The organism is Dongia rigui (genome assembly GCF_034044635.1).
Classification (GTDB): Bacteria; Pseudomonadota; Alphaproteobacteria; order Dongiales; family Dongiaceae; genus Dongia; species Dongia rigui.
This window is the reverse complement of sequence record NZ_JAXCLX010000003.1, coordinates 258,097-278,192: the sequence shown is the minus strand read 5'-3', so window position 1 is coordinate 278,192 and position 20,096 is coordinate 258,097. Positions and strand designations below refer to the sequence as shown.

Annotated in this window: 23 protein-coding genes; 20 read left to right on the top strand and 3 right to left on the bottom strand. The window is 62.7% G+C overall.

Going from position 1 to position 20,096, the window contains the following annotated elements:
* The first annotated feature begins 6 nt into the window (after window positions 1-6).
* Window positions 7-1,149 (top strand): hypothetical protein, encoded by a 1,143-nt coding sequence (locus SMD31_RS17015; protein WP_320502119.1) that lies wholly within the window; start codon window positions 7-9, stop codon window positions 1,147-1,149.
* 12 nt (window positions 1,150-1,161) lie between these two features.
* On the opposite strand, the gene SMD31_RS17010 is transcribed toward SMD31_RS17015, so the two are convergent.
* Window positions 1,162-2,178, bottom strand: coding sequence for a LacI family DNA-binding transcriptional regulator (locus SMD31_RS17010; protein ID WP_320502118.1), 1,017 nt, complete (start codon window positions 2,176-2,178; stop codon window positions 1,162-1,164).
* Window positions 2,179-2,416: 238 nt separating this feature from the next.
* On the opposite strand from SMD31_RS17010, the gene SMD31_RS17005 reads away from it, so the two are divergent.
* From SMD31_RS17005 to SMD31_RS16990, 4 genes are all read left to right on the top strand, one after another.
* A complete protein-coding gene (locus tag SMD31_RS17005; protein WP_320502117.1) occupies window positions 2,417-3,565 on the top strand; it encodes a sugar ABC transporter substrate-binding protein in 1,149 nt (382 codons plus the stop codon).
* A 104-nt stretch (window positions 3,566-3,669) separates the two neighbouring features.
* On the top strand, window positions 3,670-5,211 hold the full coding sequence (locus SMD31_RS17000; protein WP_320502116.1) for a sugar ABC transporter ATP-binding protein: 1,542 nt from the start codon (window positions 3,670-3,672) through the stop codon (window positions 5,209-5,211).
* Window positions 5,204-6,181 (top strand): ABC transporter permease, encoded by a 978-nt coding sequence (locus tag SMD31_RS16995; protein ID WP_320502115.1) that lies wholly within the window; start codon window positions 5,204-5,206, stop codon window positions 6,179-6,181. The genes SMD31_RS17000 and SMD31_RS16995 overlap by 8 nt, the downstream gene beginning before the upstream one ends.
* Window positions 6,182-6,187: 6 nt before the next feature.
* Window positions 6,188-7,150, top strand: coding sequence for an ABC transporter permease (locus SMD31_RS16990; protein ID WP_320502114.1), 963 nt, complete (start codon window positions 6,188-6,190; stop codon window positions 7,148-7,150).
* A 100-nt stretch (window positions 7,151-7,250) separates the two neighbouring features.
* Here SMD31_RS16990 and SMD31_RS16985 read toward each other — a convergent pair whose 3' ends face one another.
* A complete protein-coding gene (locus SMD31_RS16985) occupies window positions 7,251-7,739 on the bottom strand; it encodes a gluconokinase (RefSeq protein ID WP_320502113.1) in 489 nt (162 codons plus the stop codon).
* 227 nt (window positions 7,740-7,966) lie between these two features.
* Between SMD31_RS16985 and SMD31_RS16980 the strand changes: the two genes are divergently transcribed.
* The 15 genes from SMD31_RS16980 to SMD31_RS16910 all read left to right on the top strand — a co-directional run bounded on the left by SMD31_RS16980 (window position 7,967) and on the right by SMD31_RS16910 (window position 19,128).
* Window positions 7,967-8,827 carry an FAD binding domain-containing protein gene (locus SMD31_RS16980; RefSeq protein ID WP_320502112.1) on the top strand — a complete coding sequence of 287 codons (861 nt, stop codon included), beginning with the start codon at window positions 7,967-7,969 and terminating at the stop codon, window positions 8,825-8,827.
* Window positions 8,828-8,838: 11 nt separating this feature from the next.
* Window positions 8,839-9,360: a (2Fe-2S)-binding protein gene (locus SMD31_RS16975; RefSeq protein WP_320502111.1), complete on the top strand. Its 522-nt coding sequence runs from the start codon at window positions 8,839-8,841 to the stop codon at window positions 9,358-9,360.
* Window positions 9,361-9,363: 3 nt separating this feature from the next.
* Window positions 9,364-11,652: a xanthine dehydrogenase family protein molybdopterin-binding subunit gene (locus SMD31_RS16970; protein ID WP_320502110.1), complete on the top strand. Its 2,289-nt coding sequence runs from the start codon at window positions 9,364-9,366 to the stop codon at window positions 11,650-11,652.
* 9 nt (window positions 11,653-11,661) lie between these two features.
* Window positions 11,662-11,907, top strand: coding sequence for a MoaD/ThiS family protein (locus tag SMD31_RS16965; protein WP_320502109.1), 246 nt, complete (start codon window positions 11,662-11,664; stop codon window positions 11,905-11,907).
* 105 nt (window positions 11,908-12,012) lie between these two features.
* Window positions 12,013-12,348, top strand: a complete 336-nt coding sequence (locus tag SMD31_RS16960) for a hypothetical protein (RefSeq protein ID WP_320502108.1) — start codon at window positions 12,013-12,015, stop codon at window positions 12,346-12,348.
* A gap of 387 nt (window positions 12,349-12,735) precedes the next feature.
* Window positions 12,736-12,891, top strand: a complete 156-nt coding sequence (locus SMD31_RS16955) for a DUF1328 domain-containing protein (RefSeq protein WP_320502107.1) — start codon at window positions 12,736-12,738, stop codon at window positions 12,889-12,891.
* 42 nt (window positions 12,892-12,933) lie between these two features.
* Window positions 12,934-13,191 carry a hypothetical protein gene (locus SMD31_RS16950; RefSeq protein WP_320502106.1) on the top strand — a complete coding sequence of 86 codons (258 nt, stop codon included), beginning with the start codon at window positions 12,934-12,936 and terminating at the stop codon, window positions 13,189-13,191.
* A gap of 65 nt (window positions 13,192-13,256) precedes the next feature.
* Window positions 13,257-13,667, top strand: a complete 411-nt coding sequence (locus SMD31_RS16945; protein WP_320502105.1) for a hypothetical protein — start codon at window positions 13,257-13,259, stop codon at window positions 13,665-13,667.
* 154 nt (window positions 13,668-13,821) lie between these two features.
* On the top strand, window positions 13,822-14,067 hold the full coding sequence (locus SMD31_RS16940) for a hypothetical protein (RefSeq protein ID WP_320502104.1): 246 nt from the start codon (window positions 13,822-13,824) through the stop codon (window positions 14,065-14,067).
* 223 nt (window positions 14,068-14,290) lie between these two features.
* On the top strand, window positions 14,291-14,866 hold the full coding sequence (locus SMD31_RS16935) for a sigma-70 family RNA polymerase sigma factor (protein ID WP_320502103.1): 576 nt from the start codon (window positions 14,291-14,293) through the stop codon (window positions 14,864-14,866).
* Between the two features lie 132 nt (window positions 14,867-14,998).
* Window positions 14,999-15,874 carry an SMP-30/gluconolactonase/LRE family protein gene (locus SMD31_RS16930; protein ID WP_320502102.1) on the top strand — a complete coding sequence of 292 codons (876 nt, stop codon included), beginning with the start codon at window positions 14,999-15,001 and terminating at the stop codon, window positions 15,872-15,874.
* A 172-nt stretch (window positions 15,875-16,046) separates the two neighbouring features.
* Entirely contained in the window at window positions 16,047-17,048 is a 1,002-nt protein-coding gene (gene pseB, locus SMD31_RS16925; protein WP_320502101.1) for a UDP-N-acetylglucosamine 4,6-dehydratase (inverting), read from the top strand.
* Window positions 17,049-17,121: 73 nt separating this feature from the next.
* Window positions 17,122-18,078 carry an aldo/keto reductase gene (locus SMD31_RS16920; protein WP_320502100.1) on the top strand — a complete coding sequence of 319 codons (957 nt, stop codon included), beginning with the start codon at window positions 17,122-17,124 and terminating at the stop codon, window positions 18,076-18,078.
* A gap of 106 nt (window positions 18,079-18,184) precedes the next feature.
* The gene (locus SMD31_RS16915; RefSeq protein WP_320502099.1) at window positions 18,185-18,652 is read left to right on the top strand and encodes a PAS domain-containing protein; all 468 of its coding nucleotides are present in this window, start codon (window positions 18,185-18,187) and stop codon (window positions 18,650-18,652) included.
* Window positions 18,652-19,128, top strand: coding sequence for a PAS domain-containing protein (locus tag SMD31_RS16910; RefSeq protein ID WP_320502098.1), 477 nt, complete (start codon window positions 18,652-18,654; stop codon window positions 19,126-19,128). Before SMD31_RS16915 ends, SMD31_RS16910 begins: the two co-directional genes overlap by 1 nt.
* On the opposite strand, the gene SMD31_RS16905 is transcribed toward SMD31_RS16910, so the two are convergent.
* Window positions 19,125-20,042: a hydrogen peroxide-inducible genes activator gene (locus SMD31_RS16905; protein ID WP_320502097.1), complete on the bottom strand. Its 918-nt coding sequence runs from the start codon at window positions 20,040-20,042 to the stop codon at window positions 19,125-19,127. The genes SMD31_RS16910 and SMD31_RS16905 overlap by 4 nt on opposite strands.
* Window positions 20,043-20,096 lie beyond the last annotated feature (54 nt).

Here is a 20,096-nt window from a genome sequence, read left to right as displayed (position 1 = left end):
GAGAGAATGGCGTTGGCTATCCTGGTTGCCGAAGGGCGAGACAATCGCAAGGCCGATCTCCGGCGTGCGAGGCGGTGGACTTGGGGCGCGATTGCGGTGGCGACGATTTCGCTGCTGTCGCCGGTCGCCGCGCTCAATTACATCGTCGATAACCACAACTTGCTCAAAGATCAGTCGGAATCGAGCGAACTGCTCGACTATGTTTCGAACTTGCGCAAGGCGCCGTTCGGCGTGCCCTACACATTCAACGATCGTTCCGTGAAGCTGTTGGTGGCGAGCCAGTCGCAGGCAAAGTGTCTGGTGATCGGCGCCAGCCATGTGATGTCACTGCGCCGAACCAACAACCCGTTACTGGGAGAAGAATGCCCCTCGCTCGATAACGCCGGTGTCACTGGTGCCAGCTTCGAGGATGTCATCACCTTCCTCGGTATCGGTTTGAAGAATCCCAATATCGATAAAGTGATCGTTGGCATCAGTCTGTGGACGTTGAAGCGCAATACACGTCTGAACTGGATGCGCAATACGCGCGAAATGCTCGATGCGCGCCAGGCTTTCGGGCTTTCGACGATACCCTATGACGACATGGTGTTGGCGGGATCGGAAAGCTGGATCGAGCAGCTTTTCAGCCTCAAATACCTGCGCATCAACTACAAATTTATCAAGCGTGCCTGGGCGGGCAAGACATCCCTTACCTATGATTCCCGGTCGCTCGCCGAAGCGGAGTTGAAGGATGTGATGGCGCTGCGTTCCGACGCCAGCATCAGCTACCCGCAAGAATGGCGGCCGACGCCGAAAAATGAAGACCTGGATACGACCGACCAGTGGATCGCGCCACCCTTCGTCGACAGCGAGGTGCTGCAGGAATTGACGACCGCGCTGGAAGTGCTGCGGAAGGCCGGCAAGAAGGTCGTCCTCTTCGAGGGGCCGTATCACCCCTATGTCGTCGACAAATGCCCCAAGGAGAATATCTGCCAGGCAATCCCCGTGGTGACCGCTGCTGTGCGCTCGATGGCGGCCAAGCTGAACGCTCCAATCATCGGTGGGTATCTGCCTCAGGCCTTCGAGCTCAGCAGTGACGACTTCATCGATTTTCAGCACACGCGCGGCGACAGCTCGGCCAAGATCGGACTTCAGCAGATATCGCAATAGCCTGCGTGGCCGTCATCGCGGCCGCTTCACGCTGCCTCTGAGTTCCAGCTTGAATCCGACATCGATCTGGCTGGCTGGCGGCCGTTCGCCGGATTCGATGATGTTGCGCACGATCTCGGCTGCCATCTTGCCCATTTCGTAGCGTGGGGTGGCGACGCTGGCGAGGGGTGGTTCGGCGCTGGCGGCGAATTCGAGGTTGTTGAAGCCGATGATCGACATCTGGTCCGGCACCTTGATGCCGCGGCGCTGGCATTCGAACAGGACGCCGAGGGCGAGGAGATCGTCGCAGCAGAAGACGGCATCGGGCTGGCGGCCCCCCTGGATCAACTCGGCCAGCAGCTTGCCGCCGGCCATCACCGTGGTCTGGTCCGGTGTCGTGGCGCGCCATTTCTTATCGTCGAGGCCAGCTTCGCGCATGGCCCGGGAATAGCCGTCGAGGCGGGCCCGGGCGCGGGAATCGAGGCGCGAGGCGATGACGCCGACATGGGTGTGGCCGAGATCGATCAGCGCCTTGGTCGCTTCATAGGCGCCCTGTTCCTGATCGAGGCCGAGATTGATGTCGATCGGCTTCTCGGCGAGCTGGAAGGTCTGCACCACCGGCACGCCGGAACTTTCCAGCAGGCGGCGGGAATGCGCCGACTGGTCGACGCCGACGATGATGATGGCTTCCGGATGCTGGCCGAGCATCGTGGCGATGGCCTTTTCTTCCTCGGCTTCCGAATAGCGCGTCGAGAGGATGAGGACCTGGTAGCCCGCTGGCAGCAGATTGTCGTGGAGCGCGTTGATGTAATCGGCAAAGACGCCGTTGGTGAGCGACGAGACGATGACGCCGATCGTGTGCGTGCGATTGGAGGCGAGGCGGCTTGCTGCCACATCGGGCACGTAAGCGAGTTCACGCACCGCCGATTGGATGCGGTCATGGAGCTTGGCCGAGACCATGTCCGGGCGCCGAAGGGCGCGTGACACCGTCACGGCACTGACGCCGGCCAGGCTGGCGACATCGGCCAGCGTGCTGCGCTTTCTGCGCATCGATACCTCCCCTGAGACGGTGCTGTGTGCCGCGCGGCTTCTTCGTCCGGTTGGCGCCGTCTTCTGCCGCGGCAACCTGCCTTAAGCCCAATTATTAGGCAATCGGCGCAATTGACAGCGCTGTCATTTCCTATTATCCATAGAACCCCGGCGTGGACCAGGAAAATCGGGCGACGTGATCGCCCCCATCCACGCGGGTTTGGGAATTCAATCAAGAATGACCTTTTGGGAGGTTCAAATGTTCGCGCCGAAATTTCGGCGGTCCCGTCTTCAGCATGCGCTGAAGCTGCTGGCCGCTACCGCTCTCACCACATCCATCGCCACCGCTTCGATCGCCCAGGAAGTCGTATCCGGCCCTGGCGCCGAGCCTGAGTGCTTTGCCCCCTGGGCGAAGGACACCAAGTACTTCCAGTTCAAGAAGAAGGAAGGGCCGTACCGCATCGCGCTGGCGAACGGCTTCATCGGCAATACCTGGCGTATTCAGATGATCAAGACCGCCAAGGCCTATGCCGAGCAGCCGGACGTGAAGGCGAAGCTGAAGGAATTCAAGGTCGTCTCGACCGGCGAAGACCTGGCAGCGCAGCTCGCGGCGGTCGATAATTTCATTGCTTCCGGCTATGACGCCATCGTCGTCAACGCGCAGAACCCGGCGGCGTTCACGCCGGTCATCAAGCGCGCCAAGAAGGCCGGCGTCGTGCTGGTCGCCTTCGACAACACGCTCGACACCGACCAGGCGATCAACGTCAACGTCGACCAGAAGGGCCTTGGCGAATATTGGGCCAACTGGCTGGTGAAGAACATTCCGGAAGGCGGCAAGGTACTGGAAGTCCGCGGTGTCGAAGGTACCTCGGTCGACCGCGATCGCCATGACGGCATCCAGGAAGTCCTGAAAGCCTCGGGCAAGCCGTTCGAAACGGTGGAAGTCGTCGGCAAATGGGATGACGGCACCGCGCAGAAGGTGACGGCCGATGCCATCGCCGTGCACAAGAAGTTCGTCGGCGTGACGGTGCAGGGCGGTTCGACCGGCACCGTGCGCGCGCTGATGGATGCCGGTCACCCCTTCGTGCCGGTCGGCGGCGAAACGGAGAACGGCTTCCGCAAACTCTGCGCGGAGCATGCGGGCGATGGCCTGAAATGCGCCTCCGGCGGCACGGGTCCGGCCCAGGTGGCGGTTGCCATCAAGACCGCGATCGCAGCGCTTGAGGGCGAGATCATTCCGCAATCGGTGCGTCTGCCGCTCGCCACGGCCGAGGATCCGAACTTCAAGGACGGCGAGAACTTCTACAAAGCCGAATCCGACAATTTCTTCGTCGGCAATTCGTTCCCGACCTGCGGCATCAACTTCTCGGCGCAGGAAATCATGGGTCAGTCGGAAGCGGATCAGTAACCGGCTGCGTTCGAATGTTCGACCGCTATCCGGCATCGGCCGGATAGCGGTCGCTTTATCTCGGCGCAGATCATTTCTGGACAAACTATTTCTGGGCAAGACGCATGAGTGACGGCATTCCGCTGTTCGAGATGCGCAACATCGCCAAATCCTATGGCGGTGTGCGGGCGCTTGAAGATGCGCAGCTCAAGGTCGAGACCGGGCGCATTCACGCCGTGCTGGGCGAGAATGGTGCGGGCAAGTCGACGCTCATCAAGATCATGTCCGGCGTGGTGCAGCCGGATCACGGCATCATGCGCCTCGATGGCACCGAGATGCATTTTACCAGCCCCAAGGCCGCCAATGCCGCCGGCATCGTCTGCATTTTCCAGGAATTGTCGCTCATTCCCGATCTGTCGGTTGCGGACAACATTGCCATCAGCGGTGCGCCCAAGCGCTTTGGCCTCATAGACCGCAAGGCGCAGCGGCAATTTGCCGAAGAGGCGCTGGCGCGTGCCGGGGCCGAAGACATTCACCCATTGGCGTTGGTCAAGGACCTGCCGCTGTCACGCCGGCAGATGGTGGAGATCGCCAAGGCCCTGGGCCGCAAGCCCCGCATCCTCATTCTCGACGAGGCGACCTCGGCCCTGACGGCCGGGGATGTCGCCAAGGTCTTCACGGTGCTGAAGCGGCTCCGCAGCGAGGGCCTGGCGCTGCTTTACATCTCGCACCGCATGCAGGAAATCGACGAGCTCGCCGATGATTGCTCGGTCTTTCGCAATGGGCGGCATGTGGCGAGCTATCTCCAGGGATCGAAGTCGCGCAACGAGGTCATCGAGATGATGATCGGGCGCGAATACAGCCATGTCTTTCCGCCCAAGCCCACGGACGAAAAGGCCGGCGCACCGGCGCTGGAAGTCGCGGGCCTGAACTGGGACCAGCGCCTCAACAACATTTCCTTCCAGGCGCGGCCGGGCGAGATCGTGGGCCTTGGCGGCCTGGACGGGCAGGGGCAGCGCGAATTGCTGCTGGCACTTTTTGGCGTGTTGCGGGGTGTCACCGGGGATATCGCGGTGGGCGGCGTCGTCCAGCGTTTCAGCAATCCCCGCGCTGCCAAGGATGGCGCCACGGCCATGGCGCTGATCCCGGAAGACCGCAAGACCGAAGGCTTGATGCTGCCGATGTCGGTGAAGGACAACCTCACCTTGCCAGCGCTCGATTCGCTGGCCAAGGCCGGGATCATCGACCGGCAGAGGGAAGCGCAAGAAGTCGACCGTATGGTCAAACTGCTCGCCATCAAGGCGGCCAATCTCGATATCCCAGTGGGGGCGCTGTCGGGCGGCAACCAGCAGAAGGTGGTGATCGCCAAATGGCTGATGATCGGCCCGAAGATCGTCCTGCTCAACGATCCGACGCGTGGCATCGATGTCGGCACCAAGCAGGAAATCTATCAGCTGCTGAGGAAGCTTGCCGACGAGGGCGCCACGATCCTGTTCTATTCGACCGATTACGACGAGCTGATCGGCTGCTGCGACCGGGTGCTGGTGATGTATGATGGCAGCATCGTGCGCGAGCTCAAAGGAGCTGAGATCACCGAGCATGCCCTGGTGAGCAGCGCTTTCAGCATCGACGAGACGGCTCAACAAGGAGGGCGGCAAGTTGGGTGATTTCCGCTATTGGCTGGCCGAGCACAAAGGCACGTTACTGGCCTTTGCCGTCTTCGTCATCATGTTCGGCGTCTATACCGGCAACCATAGCGCTGGCTTCAGTTCCATGGTGGTGATGACCGCCGCCAATAAGGGCGTGCTACTTGCCCTCGTTGCCATGGCGCAGACATTGGTGGTGCTGACCGCCGGCATCGATCTTTCGGTGGGCATGATCTTCGTTCTCGCCAATTGCCTCGCCTCGCAGATGGTGGTGGGCGATGCGGGCGAGACGACACTCGGCGTCATCTGCGTGCTGGGGGCCGGCGTCCTGTGCGGTGCCCTCAACGGCGCCATCGTCATTTACGGCCGGCTGCAACCGATCGTCACCACGCTGGCGACGGGCGCCATGTTCTATGGCGTCGCATTGTGGCTGCGGCCCGTGCCCGGCGGCGACGTCAATTCGGACCTCGCCGATGCCTTGACCGACCAGGTCTATGGAGTGCCGACCGCTTTGCTGGTGCTGCTCGGCATCGTGCTGGTCATCTGGGTGCCGCTGCGCCGCTCTGAAGTGGGCCGTGCCATCTATGCCATCGGATCGTCCGAGCCGGCGGCCTATATGTCGGGTGTTTCCATCGACAAGGCGCGCTTCACCGCCTATGCGGTTTCCGGCCTGCTCTCGGCCTGCGGCGGCCTGATGCTGACCTTCATCACCTATTCCGGCGAAGCGTCGTCATCGATCGGCGGCTCCTATACCCTCAACTCGATCGCCGCCGTGGTGATCGGTGGCGTCTCGCTCTTTGGCGGGGCGGGGAGTGCCGTTGGCGCCATCTTCGGCGCCTTCGTGCTGCGCACGATCGGCGATCTCCTCTTCGTCTTCGATTTCGATCCCTTGTGGCAGCCTTTGTTCCAGGGCGTCATCCTGCTGGGTGCCGTGACCCTGGGCTCGCTCCGGCTGCTGCGTCTTAAAAACCGCCTCGATCTCTTCGGCTGAGATGTCATGACCCGTACCTTGCCCGATTTCGTGACGCGTCTCGACAAGCCGGTCTTGGCGGCTTTCGGCTGCATCATCCTGCTGCTGCTGCTGGGCAGCCTCTATTCCTCAAGCTTCCTGTCGCCGGAATACCTGCTGCAGCAATTGCAGGTGGCGTCCTTCCTGGGTCTCATCGCCACCGGCATGATGCTGGTCATCCTGCTGGGCCAGATCGATCTTTCCGTGCCATGGGTCGTGACGGTGGGCGGCATGATGTCGACCGCGGCTGCCGGCTGGGGGCCGATGGGGGCGACACTTGCGATCCCGTTCGGCATCTTGTGCGGCATGGGCATGGGGCTGGTGAGCGGCATCGGCATCGCCTATCTGCGCGTGCCTTCCATGATCTTCACGCTGGGCGTCAATGCGGTGGCGCAAGGGTTGATGGTGCTGTGGACCGGCGGCTTTGCGCCCCAGGACCATGCAACCGACGCGATGCATTTCATCGCCACCGGCCGCACCATCTTCAGCATTCCCAATGCGCTGTTCATCTGGGGCATCGTTGCGGCGGCGGCGATCTTCGTCCTGACCCGCACCACCTTCGGCCGCGCCATCTATGCCATCGGCAACCGCGAGCGGGCGGCCTATCTGTCCGGCCTGCCGACGCAGCGTGTGATGATGCTGGCCTTCATGACCTCGGGCGGGTTGTCGGCCGCGGCCGGCGTGCTGCTGGCCGGCTATTCGACGAAAGCCTATCAGGGCATGGGCGATCCCTATCTGCTGCCGGCGGTTGCCGCCGTGGTTCTGGGCGGCACCAACATCCTGGGCGGGCGCGGCTCCTATATCGGTACCATCGCCGGCGTCATCCTCATCACGCTGCTGCAATCCATGCTGTCGGTGATGAAGATCGACGAAGCCGGCCGCCAGCTCATCTATGGCGGTGTCATCATCGCCATGCTGCTGGTCTATGGGCGGCAGAAGAAGGCGGGGTAAAGAACCCTCTGAAATTGTCGTCATGCCCGGGCTCGACCCGGGCATCCACGCTCTCAAGGCAGTCAGTGGATCCCCGGGTCTTCGCCCGGGGATGACGCGCTTACTTTTGAAGCACTGAAAGTATCTCTCCCACAATTTCCTCCGGCGCCCTGGCGATATCGACGACGATGGCGTCGGCGGGTGCTTCCAAGGTCGCGAACTGGCTGGGGAGGAGGGTGGGCGGCATGTAATGGCCCTTCCGGCCGGACAATCTGGCGCCGACGAGGTCGGCGCTACCCTGCAGGAAGACGACCCGGCCCTGTCGCTGACCGGGCGGCAGCAACCTCGCGCGGTAGCTGGCTTTGAGGGCCGAGCAGGCGAGGACGACGGACCGGTTTTCTATGACCGAACGGTCAAGGGCGGCGCCGATCGCGTCCAGCCAGGGCCAGCGATCGGCATCCTCGAGCGGCGTGCCGCTCTTCATTTTGGCGATGTTGGCCGGGGAGTGGAACGTGTCCGCCTCCAGGAAGTCGGCACCGAGTGCTGCGGCCAGGGCGGCGCCGATCGTACTCTTGCCGCACCCGCTCACGCCCATCACCAGAACGATCATTCCGCCGCCTTGTCTTGGTCCCTGGCACCAACCCCGTGCATTTTTTGAGCTTAGCCAAAGCAGACACCCGGCACCAGCAGCTTAGTGCGGCAGAATAAGGATTTCTGCGGCATTCCCCTGTCGTCCCAAGGGGGCTTTGCTAAAGGGCATTCAACTCCAGGGGTATTGTGCAAAGGTACTCGGGCGGAGTAGATCGGATGTGCCATCCAAGCCAAAGGAAGCCAGGAATGAGATACGAGCGTCCTACAACCCTCAAGGCGGCGGCGCAGTTGCTCGCCAAGGAAAAAGGCCAGGCCTTTATCCTCGCCGGCGGCACCGACCTGCTGGTGCGCCTCCGGACCGGTTTCATCGACCCAGATCTGGTGGTCGACATCAAGGGCGTCACCGGCGCCAAGGAAATCAAAAAGTCAGCGAGCGGTTTCAAGATCGGCGCGGCCGTGTCCGGTGCCGAACTGGGCGAACACGCGGCTTTGAAGAAGGCCTGGCCGGGCGTGGTCGAGGCGGCCAATCTCATCGGTTCGAAGCAGGTCCAGGGCCGCTGCACCGTTTCCGGCAATCTGTGCAATGCCTCGCCGGCCGCTGATTCGGTTCCGGCGCTGGTGGCTGCCGGTGCCAAGGCGGTGATCGTCGGCCCCAAGGGCAAGCGGACCGTGGCGGTCGAAGACGTCCCGGTGGCGCCTGGCCGTACGTCGCTCAAGAAGGGCGAGATCATCGAGAGCATCACCCTGCCGGCGCGTCCGGCGAAATCGGGCGACGCCTATTTGCGCTTCATCCCGCGGACGGAAATGGACATCGCCGTGGTCGGCTGCGCCGTCAGCGTGACGCTCGATGGCAAGGGCGTCGTCACCAAGGCGCGCGTGGCGCTGGGTGCGGTGGCACCGACCGTGAAGCTGGTACCGGCGGCCGCCAAGGCGCTCATCGGCACGAAGATGGACAAGGCGGCGCTCGATGCGCTGGCCGAAGCCTGTTCTGCCGCCTGCAGCCCGATCGACGACAAGCGCGGCACGCGCGAATTCCGCATCAAAGTTGCCGGCGTGCTTGCACGTCGCGCCGCCCTCATCGCGCGCAAGCGCGCTGGCGGCAAGTAAGGGGAAGATAAATGTCCGGCATTACAGTCAATACCAAGATCAACGGCGACCCCGTTGAGTTCATCTGCGAAGCGGATGAAACCTTGCTCGACGTCTTGCGCAACCGACTTGGCCTCACCGGTGCCAAGGAAGGCTGCAGCACGGGCGATTGCGGTGCCTGTTCGGTGACCGTCGACGGCCGCCTCACCTGCTCGTGCCTCGTCCTGGGTGCAGAAGCGGAAGGTCGCAATATCGGCACCATCGAAGGCATGGCGCAGGGCGAAGAACTGCACCCGCTGCAGACGAAGTTCCTGGAACACGCTGCCCTGCAATGCGGCATCTGTACGCCGGGCTTCCTCATCGCCGCGAAATCGCTGCTCGACAAGAATCCGGATCCGACCGAAAGCGAAATCCGCTTCGGCCTCGCCGGCAATCTGTGCCGCTGCACGGGCTACGACAAGATCGTCCGCGCGGTGCAGGATGCCGCCAAGGACATGCGGTCCGGGAAATCAGCCAAATCCAAATCCAAAGTCACAGCGAAGAAGAGGGCCTGAACCATGCCGCTCGATAACGCACCCGAATCCAAGCGCAAATTCAACGTCGTCGGCACGCGTCCCTTGCGTCCCGACGGCATCGACAAGGTGACGGGGCGCGCCAAATTCGGCGCCGATGCCTCGGCCCCGGGCCAGCTGGTCGGCCGCATCCTGCGCTCGCCCCACGCCCATGCGATCATCAAGAAGATCGACACGTCGAAGGCGGAAAAACTTGCCGGCGTGAAAGCCGTCATCACCCGCGACGACTTCCCCGACCATACCGGCGGCAGCGGCGGCCTCTACGACACGCTGTGCAACGTCATGGCGCGCGAAAAGGCGTTCTATGAAGGCCATGCCGTGGCGGCCGTCGCTGCCACCTCGGCCTCGATCGCCCGCCAGGCCTTGAAGCTGATCAAGGTCGATTACGAAGTGCTGCCCCATGTGACCGACGTCGACGAGGCGATGAAGCCGAATGCGCCGTTGCTGCACAAGGACATGTTCACCGACGGCGTCGATCCGAAGCCGAAGAAGCCCTCCAACGTCGCCCGCCGCTTCGAATTCGGCCATGGCGATGTCGAGGAAGGCTTCAAAAAGGCCGACATCATCGTCGAGCGCAGCTTCAAGACCGAAGCGGCCCACCAGGGCTATATCGAGCCGCATGCTGCCTTGGCCAGCATGGGCCCGGATGGCAGTGCCGAATTGTGGTGCTGCACGCAGGGCCACTACATGGTGCGTGACGTCTGCTCGCAGCTCCTTGGTATCGATATCGCGCGCCTCCGCGTGACGCAGTCGGAAATCGGCGGCGGCTTCGGCGGCAAGACCACCGTCTTCATCGAACCCGTCGCTCTGGCGCTGGCAAGGAAGGCCAACCGGCCCGTGAAGGTCGTCATGACCCGCGAAGAAGTCTTCAAGGCCAGCGGCCCCACGGCTTCGACCTCGATCGATATCAAGATCGGTGTCACCAAGGACGGCATCATCACGGCGGCCGACGGCACCTTCCGCTATCAGGGTGGCCCGTTCCAGGGTTGCTCGCCGGCGGAGTTCGGCGCCATGAGCGCCTTTGCGCAGTTCCACCTCGATAACGTCCGCGCCATCGGCTACGACGTGGTGGCGAACCGCCCGAAGACCATCTCCTATCGTGCGCCGGGCGCGCCAATGGCGAACTTCGCCGTCGAAAGCGTCATCGAGGAGCTGGCCCACAAGCTCGGCATGGCGCCCATCGATTTCCGCATCAAGAATGCGGCGCGCGAGGGGACCAAGTCGTCCTACGGCCCGACCTATGGCCCGATCGGCCTGGGTGCGACGCTGGAAGCGGCGAAGAACCATCCGCATTTCAAGGCGCCGCTCGGCCCCAACCAGGGTCGCGGCATGGCGGCTGGTTTCTGGTTCAATTTCGGCGGCCAGTCCTGCGTCACCCTCAACATCCCGGTCGACGGTTCGATCACCGTCTCGGTGGGGTCGCCCGACATCGGCGGCTCACGCGCGGCGATGTGCATGATGGTGGCTGAGGAACTGGGCATCGGTTACGACCAGGTCCGCGCCATCATCGCCGACACCTCGTCGCTGGGTTACAACGACGTCACCGACGGCAGCCGCACGACCTTTGCGACCGGCATGGCCTGCATTCTGGCCGCCCGCGATGCCATCAAGAAGCTCTGCGCCCGCGCCGCGGCGACCTGGGGTATTCCTGAGGATGCGGTCACCTGGGAGAAGGGCTATGCCAAGCCCGCCGGCGCCAATGCCGGCAACTTCCCGCCGCTCTCGCTGAAGGAAATTGCCGCGGCTTCGCCCGGCACCGGCGGCCCGATCGCCGGCCATCACGAGTATTCGGCCGATGGCGCCGGTGTCAGCTTCGCCACGCATATCTGCGATGTCGAGGTCGATCCGGAAACCGGCCGGTCGCAGATCGTGCGCTACACGGTCATCCAGGATGCCGGCAAGGCGGTGCACCCGTCCTATGTCGAAGGGCAGTTCCAGGGTGGTGCGGTGCAGGGCATCGGCTGGGCGCTCAACGAGGAGTACATCTATGGCAAGGATGGCCGCCTGCAGAATGCGGGCTTCCTCGATTATCGCATCCCGGTCTGCTCGGATCTGCCGATGATCGACACGCAGATCCTGGAAATCCCCAATCCCGGCCACCCCTATGGTGTCCGTGGCGTGGGCGAAACCTCGATCGTGCCGCCGCTTGCCGCCATCGCCAATGCCGTGGCTGCAGCGACCGGTGTGCGCTTCACGCAGATCCCGCTCTCGCCGCCGCGCGTCCTCAAGGGTATCGAGGACGCCAAGGCGAAAGGTGCCAAGAAGGCTGCCTGAGGAAGAAGCATGGCCCGCGTCGTCCTCTGGGGTTCGTTGAAGCCGCATACCGGCGGCAAGCTGGAGGTCGATATCGAGGCGAGGAATGTTGGTGAATTGCTGGCCCGGCTAGGCGAGACCTATCCGGGCCTGCAAAGCCAGATCAAGCGGGGCGTTTCCGTCTCGATCGACGGCCTCATCTATCGCGAGGGATGGCTGGAACCCTTGAAGCCTGACAGCGAAGTCTTTTTGCTGCCGCGTATGACGGGTGGATAGGCACCGACAATCAAACACTTAGTCGGAAGAGAGCAACGCGCGCCGGAACCTTCGGCGCGCGTTTTCGTTTGGCCTTCAAGTCGTTTTTAATGAAGGAGAGCGGAGATGCCGACGAAGAATCCGAACGAGACGACGCCCGAGCCGACCCCGCGTGAGGTGCCCGGCGAAAAGCACGAGCAGGGTCATACCATTGGCGATCCCGGCCGTCAGCAGCAGCAGGGCAATCCGACCGAGCCGCCGCGCCAGCAAGGTGGCCAGCCGAATGAGGGCGAGGGCAATCGCACGGCGGCGCGCCATTACAATGACGCAGCCCAGCAAGCGGCACAAAACCCAGCCCGCACCGAACGGCAGGCTCAGGAAGCAAAGCGCGCCATCGACAGCCCGGAAGGCGACGCGCTGGAACGCGCCGAAGAAATCGGCAAGAAACCAGCCCGGCATTGAAATTGTCCGCAAATTTGGCCGGAACCAAAGGCTGAAAGCCGGGTTTCATCCTCGTGGTCGCCATTTAACCGGAGCGACCCCACGATTGCCGCAGTGGCCCTTCCCCCAAACGGTCACTGTTTGCCCGCCATGTGATCCGATGGCTGGGCGCTCTCGACCCCGGCAATCGTCCTTCCGGTTACGTGGCAACCCCGGGTTCCGCCGGGTCGCCTGCTGATTGCTGCTGCTCCCTGTTGCAGATGTCAGTGGTGCGACCCGCGGGCCCACCCGGCTGATCGGGGATCCGCCTTTCGAAATCGAGAAATCTGCCAGCGGTCGTCGCAACGATGTCGCTGCGCTGAATGTTGTTCGTTCGTCAATTGATCTTGGGCAGGAAGGAAAAACAGCATGCTCTATTGGGCCGTGGTCTTTCTCGTGGTCGCCATCATTGCCGGCATCTTCGGCTTCGGCGGCATTTCGCAGGCGGCAACTGGAATCGCGAAGATCCTGTTTCTGATCTTCATCGTGCTGTTTCTGGTCTCGCTCGTCGCCGGCTACGTCTAACCGCAGAAAGGAAATCGCATCATGAAGGAAGGAAATGTCGCTATGGCAGATCGCAGCCTGGAAAAGGAATTCGATGTCCTCAAGAACGATCTGGGCACGTTGAAGGAAGACGTCTCGACCATCGCCAAGCTGCTCGCCAAGAAAGGCCAGACGCAGCTCAACGAAGCGGTCGATAACGGCAAGGCCCGCGTTCAGGCCGGCGTCGACGTGCTGGAAGAACAAGTCACCGCGCGCCCGCTGACCAGCCTGCTGGTGGCGTTCGGCGTCGGCATCTTGCTCGGCAAGATGACCCAGCGTTAACCGCAGCACATTAAGATATTGGGGGCCGAGGCATGTTTGGATCCATCAATCGACTCATGGATGGAATGGCCGACCGCGTCATAAGGCGGGTCGTTCTGTTGTTCCTGGCCGGCTGCCTCGGCCTCGCAGCTATTGGGGTCGCTTCGGCATCGCTCTATTACTGGCTCATCCTTTGGATGACGGTTCCGGCAGCGCTCCTCATCGTCGCTCTGGTGCTGCTTATCAGCGCTCTCCTCCTCGCGCGCTTCAGTGCGACCAAGGAGCCCGCCAACGTGCCTGCGAGCGCAGCGCCGGCCGCAGCGCTCGGCCCCAATCTCATGGCGATGGCAAGCGACATCGCCGGGCAAGCGGTGAAGGCAGATCCGCTGGGCGCCATGCTGGGCGCCGGGGCCGCCGGCTTTATCCTGGAAACGCGCCCCGAGCTTGATCACGCCTTGATCCAGCAGGTTCTGCGGCAGGTCCTCGCCCGGACCTGAGCGAGGATTGCCCCGCGGCCTCCCCGCAAACGCCCAAAAACGGTGGCCGATTCCACACAGTGTGGAACTAGTCGCGGCAACGGCTCGTTAGCAATTCCGTGTCACATTTCGTCAGACTTATTCGGGACCCGGAACGAAGGATTTTGCGTCGATCATGAAGGACAGTCGCAAGGGGATGGGGTTGCATGCCAGCGGGACGATCGCCGCCAATGATGCTTCAACCGTTTCCGACGGGACTGTTGGGTCCGATGAACAAATCCTGACCTCTCCGGCATTTGACCGCTGGCTCGAGCGCCAGATGCAGACCTTGTTCGCGGCCTGTGAAGAGCCGGCCGACCCGAAGCTGGTGGAGCTTATCCGCCAGGCATTTCCCCCGGGTCGAGGTAAAGTCACCGAATAATCGCAGATCAGCATCTTATTCCTGGGACGAAAGTCGGAGGTCACAGCTTCTCCTCCGTCTTGTCGCTCGGCATGTCACCCCTAACAGCCCATCTTTTCCCCAGGCCAAATGCCCAAAGACGGGCATGAGCCGAGGCGCCGCCCCGCTTCCTGGGGCCTGCCGACGTCACGTTTTTTAGAAACGACGTTTGGACGCAAGACTGAATCGACCGAAAGGACAACCGATGGCCGATACTTTCCAAAACCAACTCGTCGCATTGCTGCCGGCCATGAAGGCTTTCGCGGTTATGCTTACCCGCAACCGCCAATCGGCAGACGATCTGGTGAACGACACGGTGCTGCGCGCCTTGCGCAAGCAGGACCTCTATACCATGGGCACGAATTTGAAGGCCTGGCTGTTCACCATCATGCGCAACATCCACGTCAACAATATCAGGGCAGGCCAACGGAGCCGCCTGGTCGAGGTCGACGACGACCTGCTGCCGAACCTCGCCAGTGTGGCACCAGCGCAGGAGCATGTCCTGGTGCTGAAGGAACTCTTCCGCGCCATGGACGGCCTCAATGCCGACCAGCGCGAGGTGCTGCTGCTGGTGGTGGGCCAGGACCTATCCTATGAGGAGACGGCCAGGATCTGCGGTTGCCCGATCGGCACCGTGCGTTCGCGCCTTGCCCGCGCGCGGCGCGAGTTGGAGCGGATGCTGGCCGGTGACGTGGCGATGCCCGTGCCGGACGATGGTGCTGCTCGCACAGTGAAGCGTGGCCAACGGCCGGCGGCAGAGCCGATGCGGCTTGCCAGCTGATACCCAACATTCTGGTCTCCGGGCGGAGCGGCGGTGCCACCAGGCGCCGCCGTTTCCTTTTGCAGCATTGCTATTATCGAAGGGATCGGCACAATCGCCCCATTCTTCAGTCTCCTCCCAAAGGAATCGCCGATGTCCGCCGAACCGCAATGCGTCGTCAAAACCCCGGCTGCGCTGGGTGAATCGGTGCTGTGGCACCCCGTTGACAAGAAGATCTATTGGCTCGACCTGAAGGGACCGGACGTCCACATCTATGACCCCGCCACACAGGCCGCCGAGGTGTGGCATCTCGACCTCGACGTGCCGATGGGGACCATGGTGCGGGCGAAGGAGGGCTTCATACTCACCGGCCGCGAGGGTGCCTACAAGGTCGACGTCAAGGCGCGCAAGCTCACCAAATGGCTCGACCCGAACGACCGGCCGTCGCTCACCATGTTCAATGACGGCAAGGTCGACCGCCAGGGGCGCCTGTGGCTCTGCACCTCGGACACCAAGGAGACCGAGCCCATCGGCGGCATCTACCGCGTGACGGCCGATGGCGAGACCCAGGTGCAGGATCGCGGCTTTGCCTGCGGCAATGGGCCGGGCTTCAGCCCGGATGGCAAGATTTTCTATTTCTCGGACACGATGGTGCGCAAGGTCTATGCCTATGACCTCGACACCCAGACCGGCGCCCTTGCCAACCAGCGGCTCTTCACCGAGTTCTCGGAAGAGCAGGGCATGCCGGACGGCATGACGGTCGACGCTGAGGGCGGCATCTGGATCTGCCATTGGGAGGGTTGGCGCGTGACGCGCTTCCTGCCCAGCGGCAAGATCGACCGCGAGATCCGCCTACCCTGTCCGCTGGTGACCTCCTGCGCCTTCGCCGGCGACGCGTTGGATACGCTCTACATCACCACCGCGACCGTCGGGCTCGACGCGGCGACGCTGCAGAAGGCACCCTTGGCCGGCAGTCTGTTTGCCGTCAAAACCGGCCATACGGGCCTCCTGGAACCGGTTTTCGGTTAAAATCTGCGGCCCGGCGTCGGGTTGACAGAGTGAGGGGGGTGCTGTTAACCCCCACCCTTGTGATCCGGAGATGGGTAAAGGCGCCGCCATGGCGTGGTCGATGTCCCATAACTCGCTGATCTTGTTAAGTTTTGCCAGGCCACGCCAGGCGCAGCCATTGGGATAACAGACCATGTTTGAGACGGCGCTCCCCGACCTGAACGGGAAATCGATCCTCGTCACCGGGGGCACGGGATCTTTCGGCAAGGCGTTCATCCGCCGCATCCTCCAGGATTGGAAGCCCAAGCGCCTGATCGTGTTCTCGCGCGATGAGCTGAAGCAATGGGAAATGCAGCAGGAGCTCTCGACCGAGACGTATCCGGCGATGCGCTATTTCATCGGCGACGTGCGCGATGCGCAGCGCCTGGAGATGGCGACCCGGGACGTCGATTACATCATCCATGCTGCGGCGCTGAAGCAGGTGCCGGCCGCCGAGTACAACCCGTTTGAATGCATCCACACCAACGTCATCGGCGCCGAGAACGTGGTGCAGGCGGCGATCAAGAACAGGGTGAAGCGCGTCGTTGCACTTTCCACCGACAAGGCCGCCAACCCGGTCAATCTTTATGGCGCGTCGAAGCTTGCCTCCGACAAGATCTTCATCGCCGCCAATGCGCTCTCGGGCGGCCATGACCCGATCTTCGCCGTCGTGCGCTATGGCAATGTCATCGGTTCGCGCGGGTCCGTGGTGCCGGTCTTTCAGGACATGGTGAAAAAGGGCGCCAAGACCATCCCCATCACCGATGACCGCATGACGCGCTTCTGGATCACGCTCGACCAGGGCGTTGCCTTCGTGCTGTCCAGCATGCAGATCATGCGCGGCGGCGAGATTTTCGTGCCGAAGATCCCGTCGATGAAGGTCACCGACCTCGCCAATTGCCTTGCCCCTGGCATCCCGCACAGCATCGTCGGCATCCGCCCGGGCGAAAAGCTGCACGAAGTGATGATCACCGAGGATGACAGCCGCTCGACGGTCGAACTGGAAGACCGTTATGTCATCGAGCCCGTCTTCACCTTCTGGAGCCGCCGTTCCTTCGCCCAGGACGGTGCCGCCAAAGTGGCGGAAGGCTTCCGCTTCGCCAGCGACATCAACACCGCATGGCTGGATGGCGCTGCCCTGAAGAAGATGCTGTGACAGCTGCTGAAACTGCTTGACCATCGCCGCGCAGCTGGTGTCGCCCGCGGCGCCAATACCAGCGGGGGATGGAATGACACAGCGCGTTAAACTCGGCCGATCTGACCTCAGCGTTTCCCGCCTTTGCTTCGGCGGCAATATCTTCGGCTGGACGGTCGACGAGGCAACCTCCTTCCGGCTGCTCGACGGTTTTGTCGACGCCGGCTTCAATTTCATCGACACCGCCGATGTCTATTCCAAGTGGCATGACGGCAATAAGGGCGGCGAATCCGAGGCCATCATCGGGGCATGGGCGAAGAGCCGCGGCAACCGTGACAAGATCGTCATTGCCACCAAGGTCGGTTCCGACATGGGCGGCGACGAGAAGGGCCTTTCCAAGGCCTATATCCTGCGCGCGGTCGATCGGTCGTTGAAGCGTCTTCAGACCGACTATATCGACCTCTACCAATCGCATTGGGACGATTTGAGCGTGCCGGTCGAGGAGGCCCTCTCGGCCTATGCCGAGCTTATCAAGGCGGGCAAGGTCAGGGTCGTGGGCTGTTCCAATTTCAATCCGGAACGCCTCAAGGCCGCACTCGAAGCGCATCGGCGTGACGGCCTGCCGCGCTATGAAAGCCTGCAGCCGGAATACAATCTCTGTGAACGCGCCGTGTTCGAGTCCGAGCTGGCCGGCATTTGCAGCGCAAACCAGATCGGTGTGATCAGCTATTTCTCGTTGGCCGGCGGCTTCCTCACCGGCAAGTACCGGTCGAAAGCCGATCTCGGCAAGAGTGCGCGCGGCAGCGACGTCGAGAAGTATCTCGACGCACGCGGCCAGCGCATCCTCGCGGCCCTCGACGACGTGGCGGCCCAGTACAAGGCGACGCCGGCGCGGGTGGCCATTGCCTGGCTGCTGGCGCAACCCGTGGTGACGGCGCCGATCGCCAGCGCCACCTCCGCCGCGCAACTGGCCGAACTCACTGCTGCGGCGCAACTGACCCTTGATGCCACGGCGGTACAACGCCTCAATACCGCTAGTGCCCCCCTTTAAATCGGCATCGGAATGGGAGCAAGTGGTGGCGGATCCGTGCAATCCCCGATTGACGGGGAGGGCGCCTGTCAACATTCTGGCAGTCTCTTCATGGGCAGGAATAGCGATGACGGATTGGGTTGATACCTGTCACCCGGACATTCGCGAGATGCTGGATTACTGGCAGCGCAAATGCGGTCGCCGCGCCATGCCGTCCCGCAGCGATATCGAGCCCAGCGAGTTGCGACATTTCCTGCCGCACATCACCCTGGTCGATGTGGTGAGCGACGAACGCCGCTTTGTCTATCGGCTGGTCGGCACGGCCGAGGTCGAATTGCGCGGCTACGATCCGACCGGCAAGGCAGTGGCCGACGCCTATTTCGCGACCAGCGCCGATGAGGCCCTGAAGCATTACGAAGCTGCCAGACGCACGCGCGCGCCGCATTACGTCGCCGATCCCTTCCAGGCGGTCGACCGGTTCGTCGGCGAGGAGGACCTTTTCCTGCCGCTGTCGAATGATGGTGAAACAGTCAATATGGTGCTGGTGTTCTCGATCAGCCGAGATCTCTTTCAGCCAGATGCCGAACCACGCTGATGAGTGACTGGACCCGGACCTGTCATCCCGATATCCGCCTGTTTCTCGATTACTGGCAGGGCAAATGCGGCGCGCGCGCGATGCCGGCACGTGGCGATATCGACCCGGCCGAGATCAGCCGCTACCTGCCCTATATCACGTTAGTTGATGTGGTGCCCGATGAGCGGCGCTTCGTCTATCGCCTGGTCGGCACGATGGAAGTGGAACTGCGCGGCGCCGACCCGACCGGGCAATCGATCCCCGAGGCCTTTTTCGGCCGCTCGGCCGAATCGGTGATGCTGAAATATGAAACCGTGTGCAGGACGCGGGCGCCGTTCTACGAGATCGACGATTTCCAGGTCACGGACCGCTATGTGAACGAAGAAAACCTCTTCGTGCCGCTCTCGGATGACGGCCGGACGGTCAACAAGATCATGGTCTTCTCGATCAACCGCGATCTTTACACCGCCGCAGACGACACGCCGGCCGATGGCTAAGCCGCCGAAGAGCGGGTATCGGCAAAGCTCGCGAGCACGTCCGCAAGCAGGTTGAATTCCAGGGTGCGCGGTGTGGTCGGCCGCCACACCAGCGCGATCTCGCGGGCTGGGGCGTCGGCGGAAAGCGGCTTGGATACCAGCCCGGTGCCGCCCAGAAGGCCGGAATCGATCGCCATCTTGGGCAGCAAGGTGACGCCCAGCCGGTTTGCCACCATCTGCACCAGGGTCGGCAGGCTGGTGGCGCGGAAATCGTCACGGTGGCGCGAGGGTTCCAGGCGGCAGGCCGCCAGCGCATGCTCGCGCAGGCAGTGACCTTCGTCGAGCAACAGCAGCTTCTCCTCAGGGATATCATTGAGGGCGATGGCGCCGCCCTTGGCCAGCGGGTCGTCGGGGCGGCAGGCAAGCTCGAAGGGATCGTGGCCGAGAGACCGCATCTCCAACTCGTCGGTCTGGAAGGGGAGTGCAATCAGCGCCACGTCGATGTCGCCATCGTTCAGCGCCTCAAGGAGACGCGCCGTGAGATCCTCGCGCAAATAGAGCCGCAGATTGGGATAGCTCTGGCGCAAGGGCGGCAGGACGCGCGGCAGCAGATAGGGGCCGATGGTCGGAATGACCCCCAGGCGCAGCGCGCCGGAGAGCGGATCCTTCGAGGCATAAGCGAGGTCGGCGATATCTTCGGCTTCGCGCAGCACCACGCGGGAACGGGCGACGATCGCTTCGCCGAGCGGCGTGAGCATGACGCGCCGCTTGGAGCGCTCGACCAGTTTGACGTCGAGCAGGTTCTCAAGCTCCTGGAGGCCCGCAGACAGCGTCGATTGGGTGGCGAAGCAGGCCTCGGCGGCCCGGCCGAAATGCTTATGTTCGGCCAGTGCCACGAGATAACGCAACTGGCGCAGGGTCGGGAGTGGTCTCATTGATCGATCCTATCGATTACTCTTTTGAGAGTAACAAACTGGATCGATCAAGCA

Coding starts and splice junctions, on each gene's coding strand:
- SMD31_RS16965 (WP_320502109.1), top strand. CDS start 11,662: ATGGCCCGCGTCGTCCTCTGGGGTTCGTTGAAGCCGCATACCGGCGGC.
- SMD31_RS16970 (WP_320502110.1), top strand. CDS start 9,364: ATGCCGCTCGATAACGCACCCGAATCCAAGCGCAAATTCAACGTCGTC.
- SMD31_RS16940 (WP_320502104.1), top strand. CDS start 13,822: ATGAAGGACAGTCGCAAGGGGATGGGGTTGCATGCCAGCGGGACGATC.
- SMD31_RS16915 (WP_320502099.1), top strand. CDS start 18,185: ATGACGGATTGGGTTGATACCTGTCACCCGGACATTCGCGAGATGCTG.
- SMD31_RS17010 (WP_320502118.1), bottom strand. CDS start 2,178: ATGCGCAGAAAGCGCAGCACGCTGGCCGATGTCGCCAGCCTGGCCGGC.
- SMD31_RS16930 (WP_320502102.1), top strand. CDS start 14,999: ATGTCCGCCGAACCGCAATGCGTCGTCAAAACCCCGGCTGCGCTGGGT.
- SMD31_RS16910 (WP_320502098.1), top strand. CDS start 18,652: ATGAGTGACTGGACCCGGACCTGTCATCCCGATATCCGCCTGTTTCTC.
- SMD31_RS16985 (WP_320502113.1), bottom strand. CDS start 7,739: ATGATCGTTCTGGTGATGGGCGTGAGCGGGTGCGGCAAGAGTACGATC.
- SMD31_RS16905 (WP_320502097.1), bottom strand. CDS start 20,042: ATGAGACCACTCCCGACCCTGCGCCAGTTGCGTTATCTCGTGGCACTG.
- SMD31_RS16990 (WP_320502114.1), top strand. CDS start 6,188: ATGACCCGTACCTTGCCCGATTTCGTGACGCGTCTCGACAAGCCGGTC.
- SMD31_RS16920 (WP_320502100.1), top strand. CDS start 17,122: ATGACACAGCGCGTTAAACTCGGCCGATCTGACCTCAGCGTTTCCCGC.
- SMD31_RS16950 (WP_320502106.1), top strand. CDS start 12,934: ATGGCAGATCGCAGCCTGGAAAAGGAATTCGATGTCCTCAAGAACGAT.
- SMD31_RS17005 (WP_320502117.1), top strand. CDS start 2,417: ATGTTCGCGCCGAAATTTCGGCGGTCCCGTCTTCAGCATGCGCTGAAG.
- SMD31_RS16945 (WP_320502105.1), top strand. CDS start 13,257: ATGGCCGACCGCGTCATAAGGCGGGTCGTTCTGTTGTTCCTGGCCGGC.
- SMD31_RS16975 (WP_320502111.1), top strand. CDS start 8,839: ATGTCCGGCATTACAGTCAATACCAAGATCAACGGCGACCCCGTTGAG.
- SMD31_RS17015 (WP_320502119.1), top strand. CDS start 7: ATGGCGTTGGCTATCCTGGTTGCCGAAGGGCGAGACAATCGCAAGGCC.
- SMD31_RS16955 (WP_320502107.1), top strand. CDS start 12,736: ATGCTCTATTGGGCCGTGGTCTTTCTCGTGGTCGCCATCATTGCCGGC.
- SMD31_RS16980 (WP_320502112.1), top strand. CDS start 7,967: ATGAGATACGAGCGTCCTACAACCCTCAAGGCGGCGGCGCAGTTGCTC.
- SMD31_RS17000 (WP_320502116.1), top strand. CDS start 3,670: ATGAGTGACGGCATTCCGCTGTTCGAGATGCGCAACATCGCCAAATCC.
- SMD31_RS16935 (WP_320502103.1), top strand. CDS start 14,291: ATGGCCGATACTTTCCAAAACCAACTCGTCGCATTGCTGCCGGCCATG.
- SMD31_RS16960 (WP_320502108.1), top strand. CDS start 12,013: ATGCCGACGAAGAATCCGAACGAGACGACGCCCGAGCCGACCCCGCGT.
- pseB (WP_320502101.1), top strand. CDS start 16,047: ATGTTTGAGACGGCGCTCCCCGACCTGAACGGGAAATCGATCCTCGTC.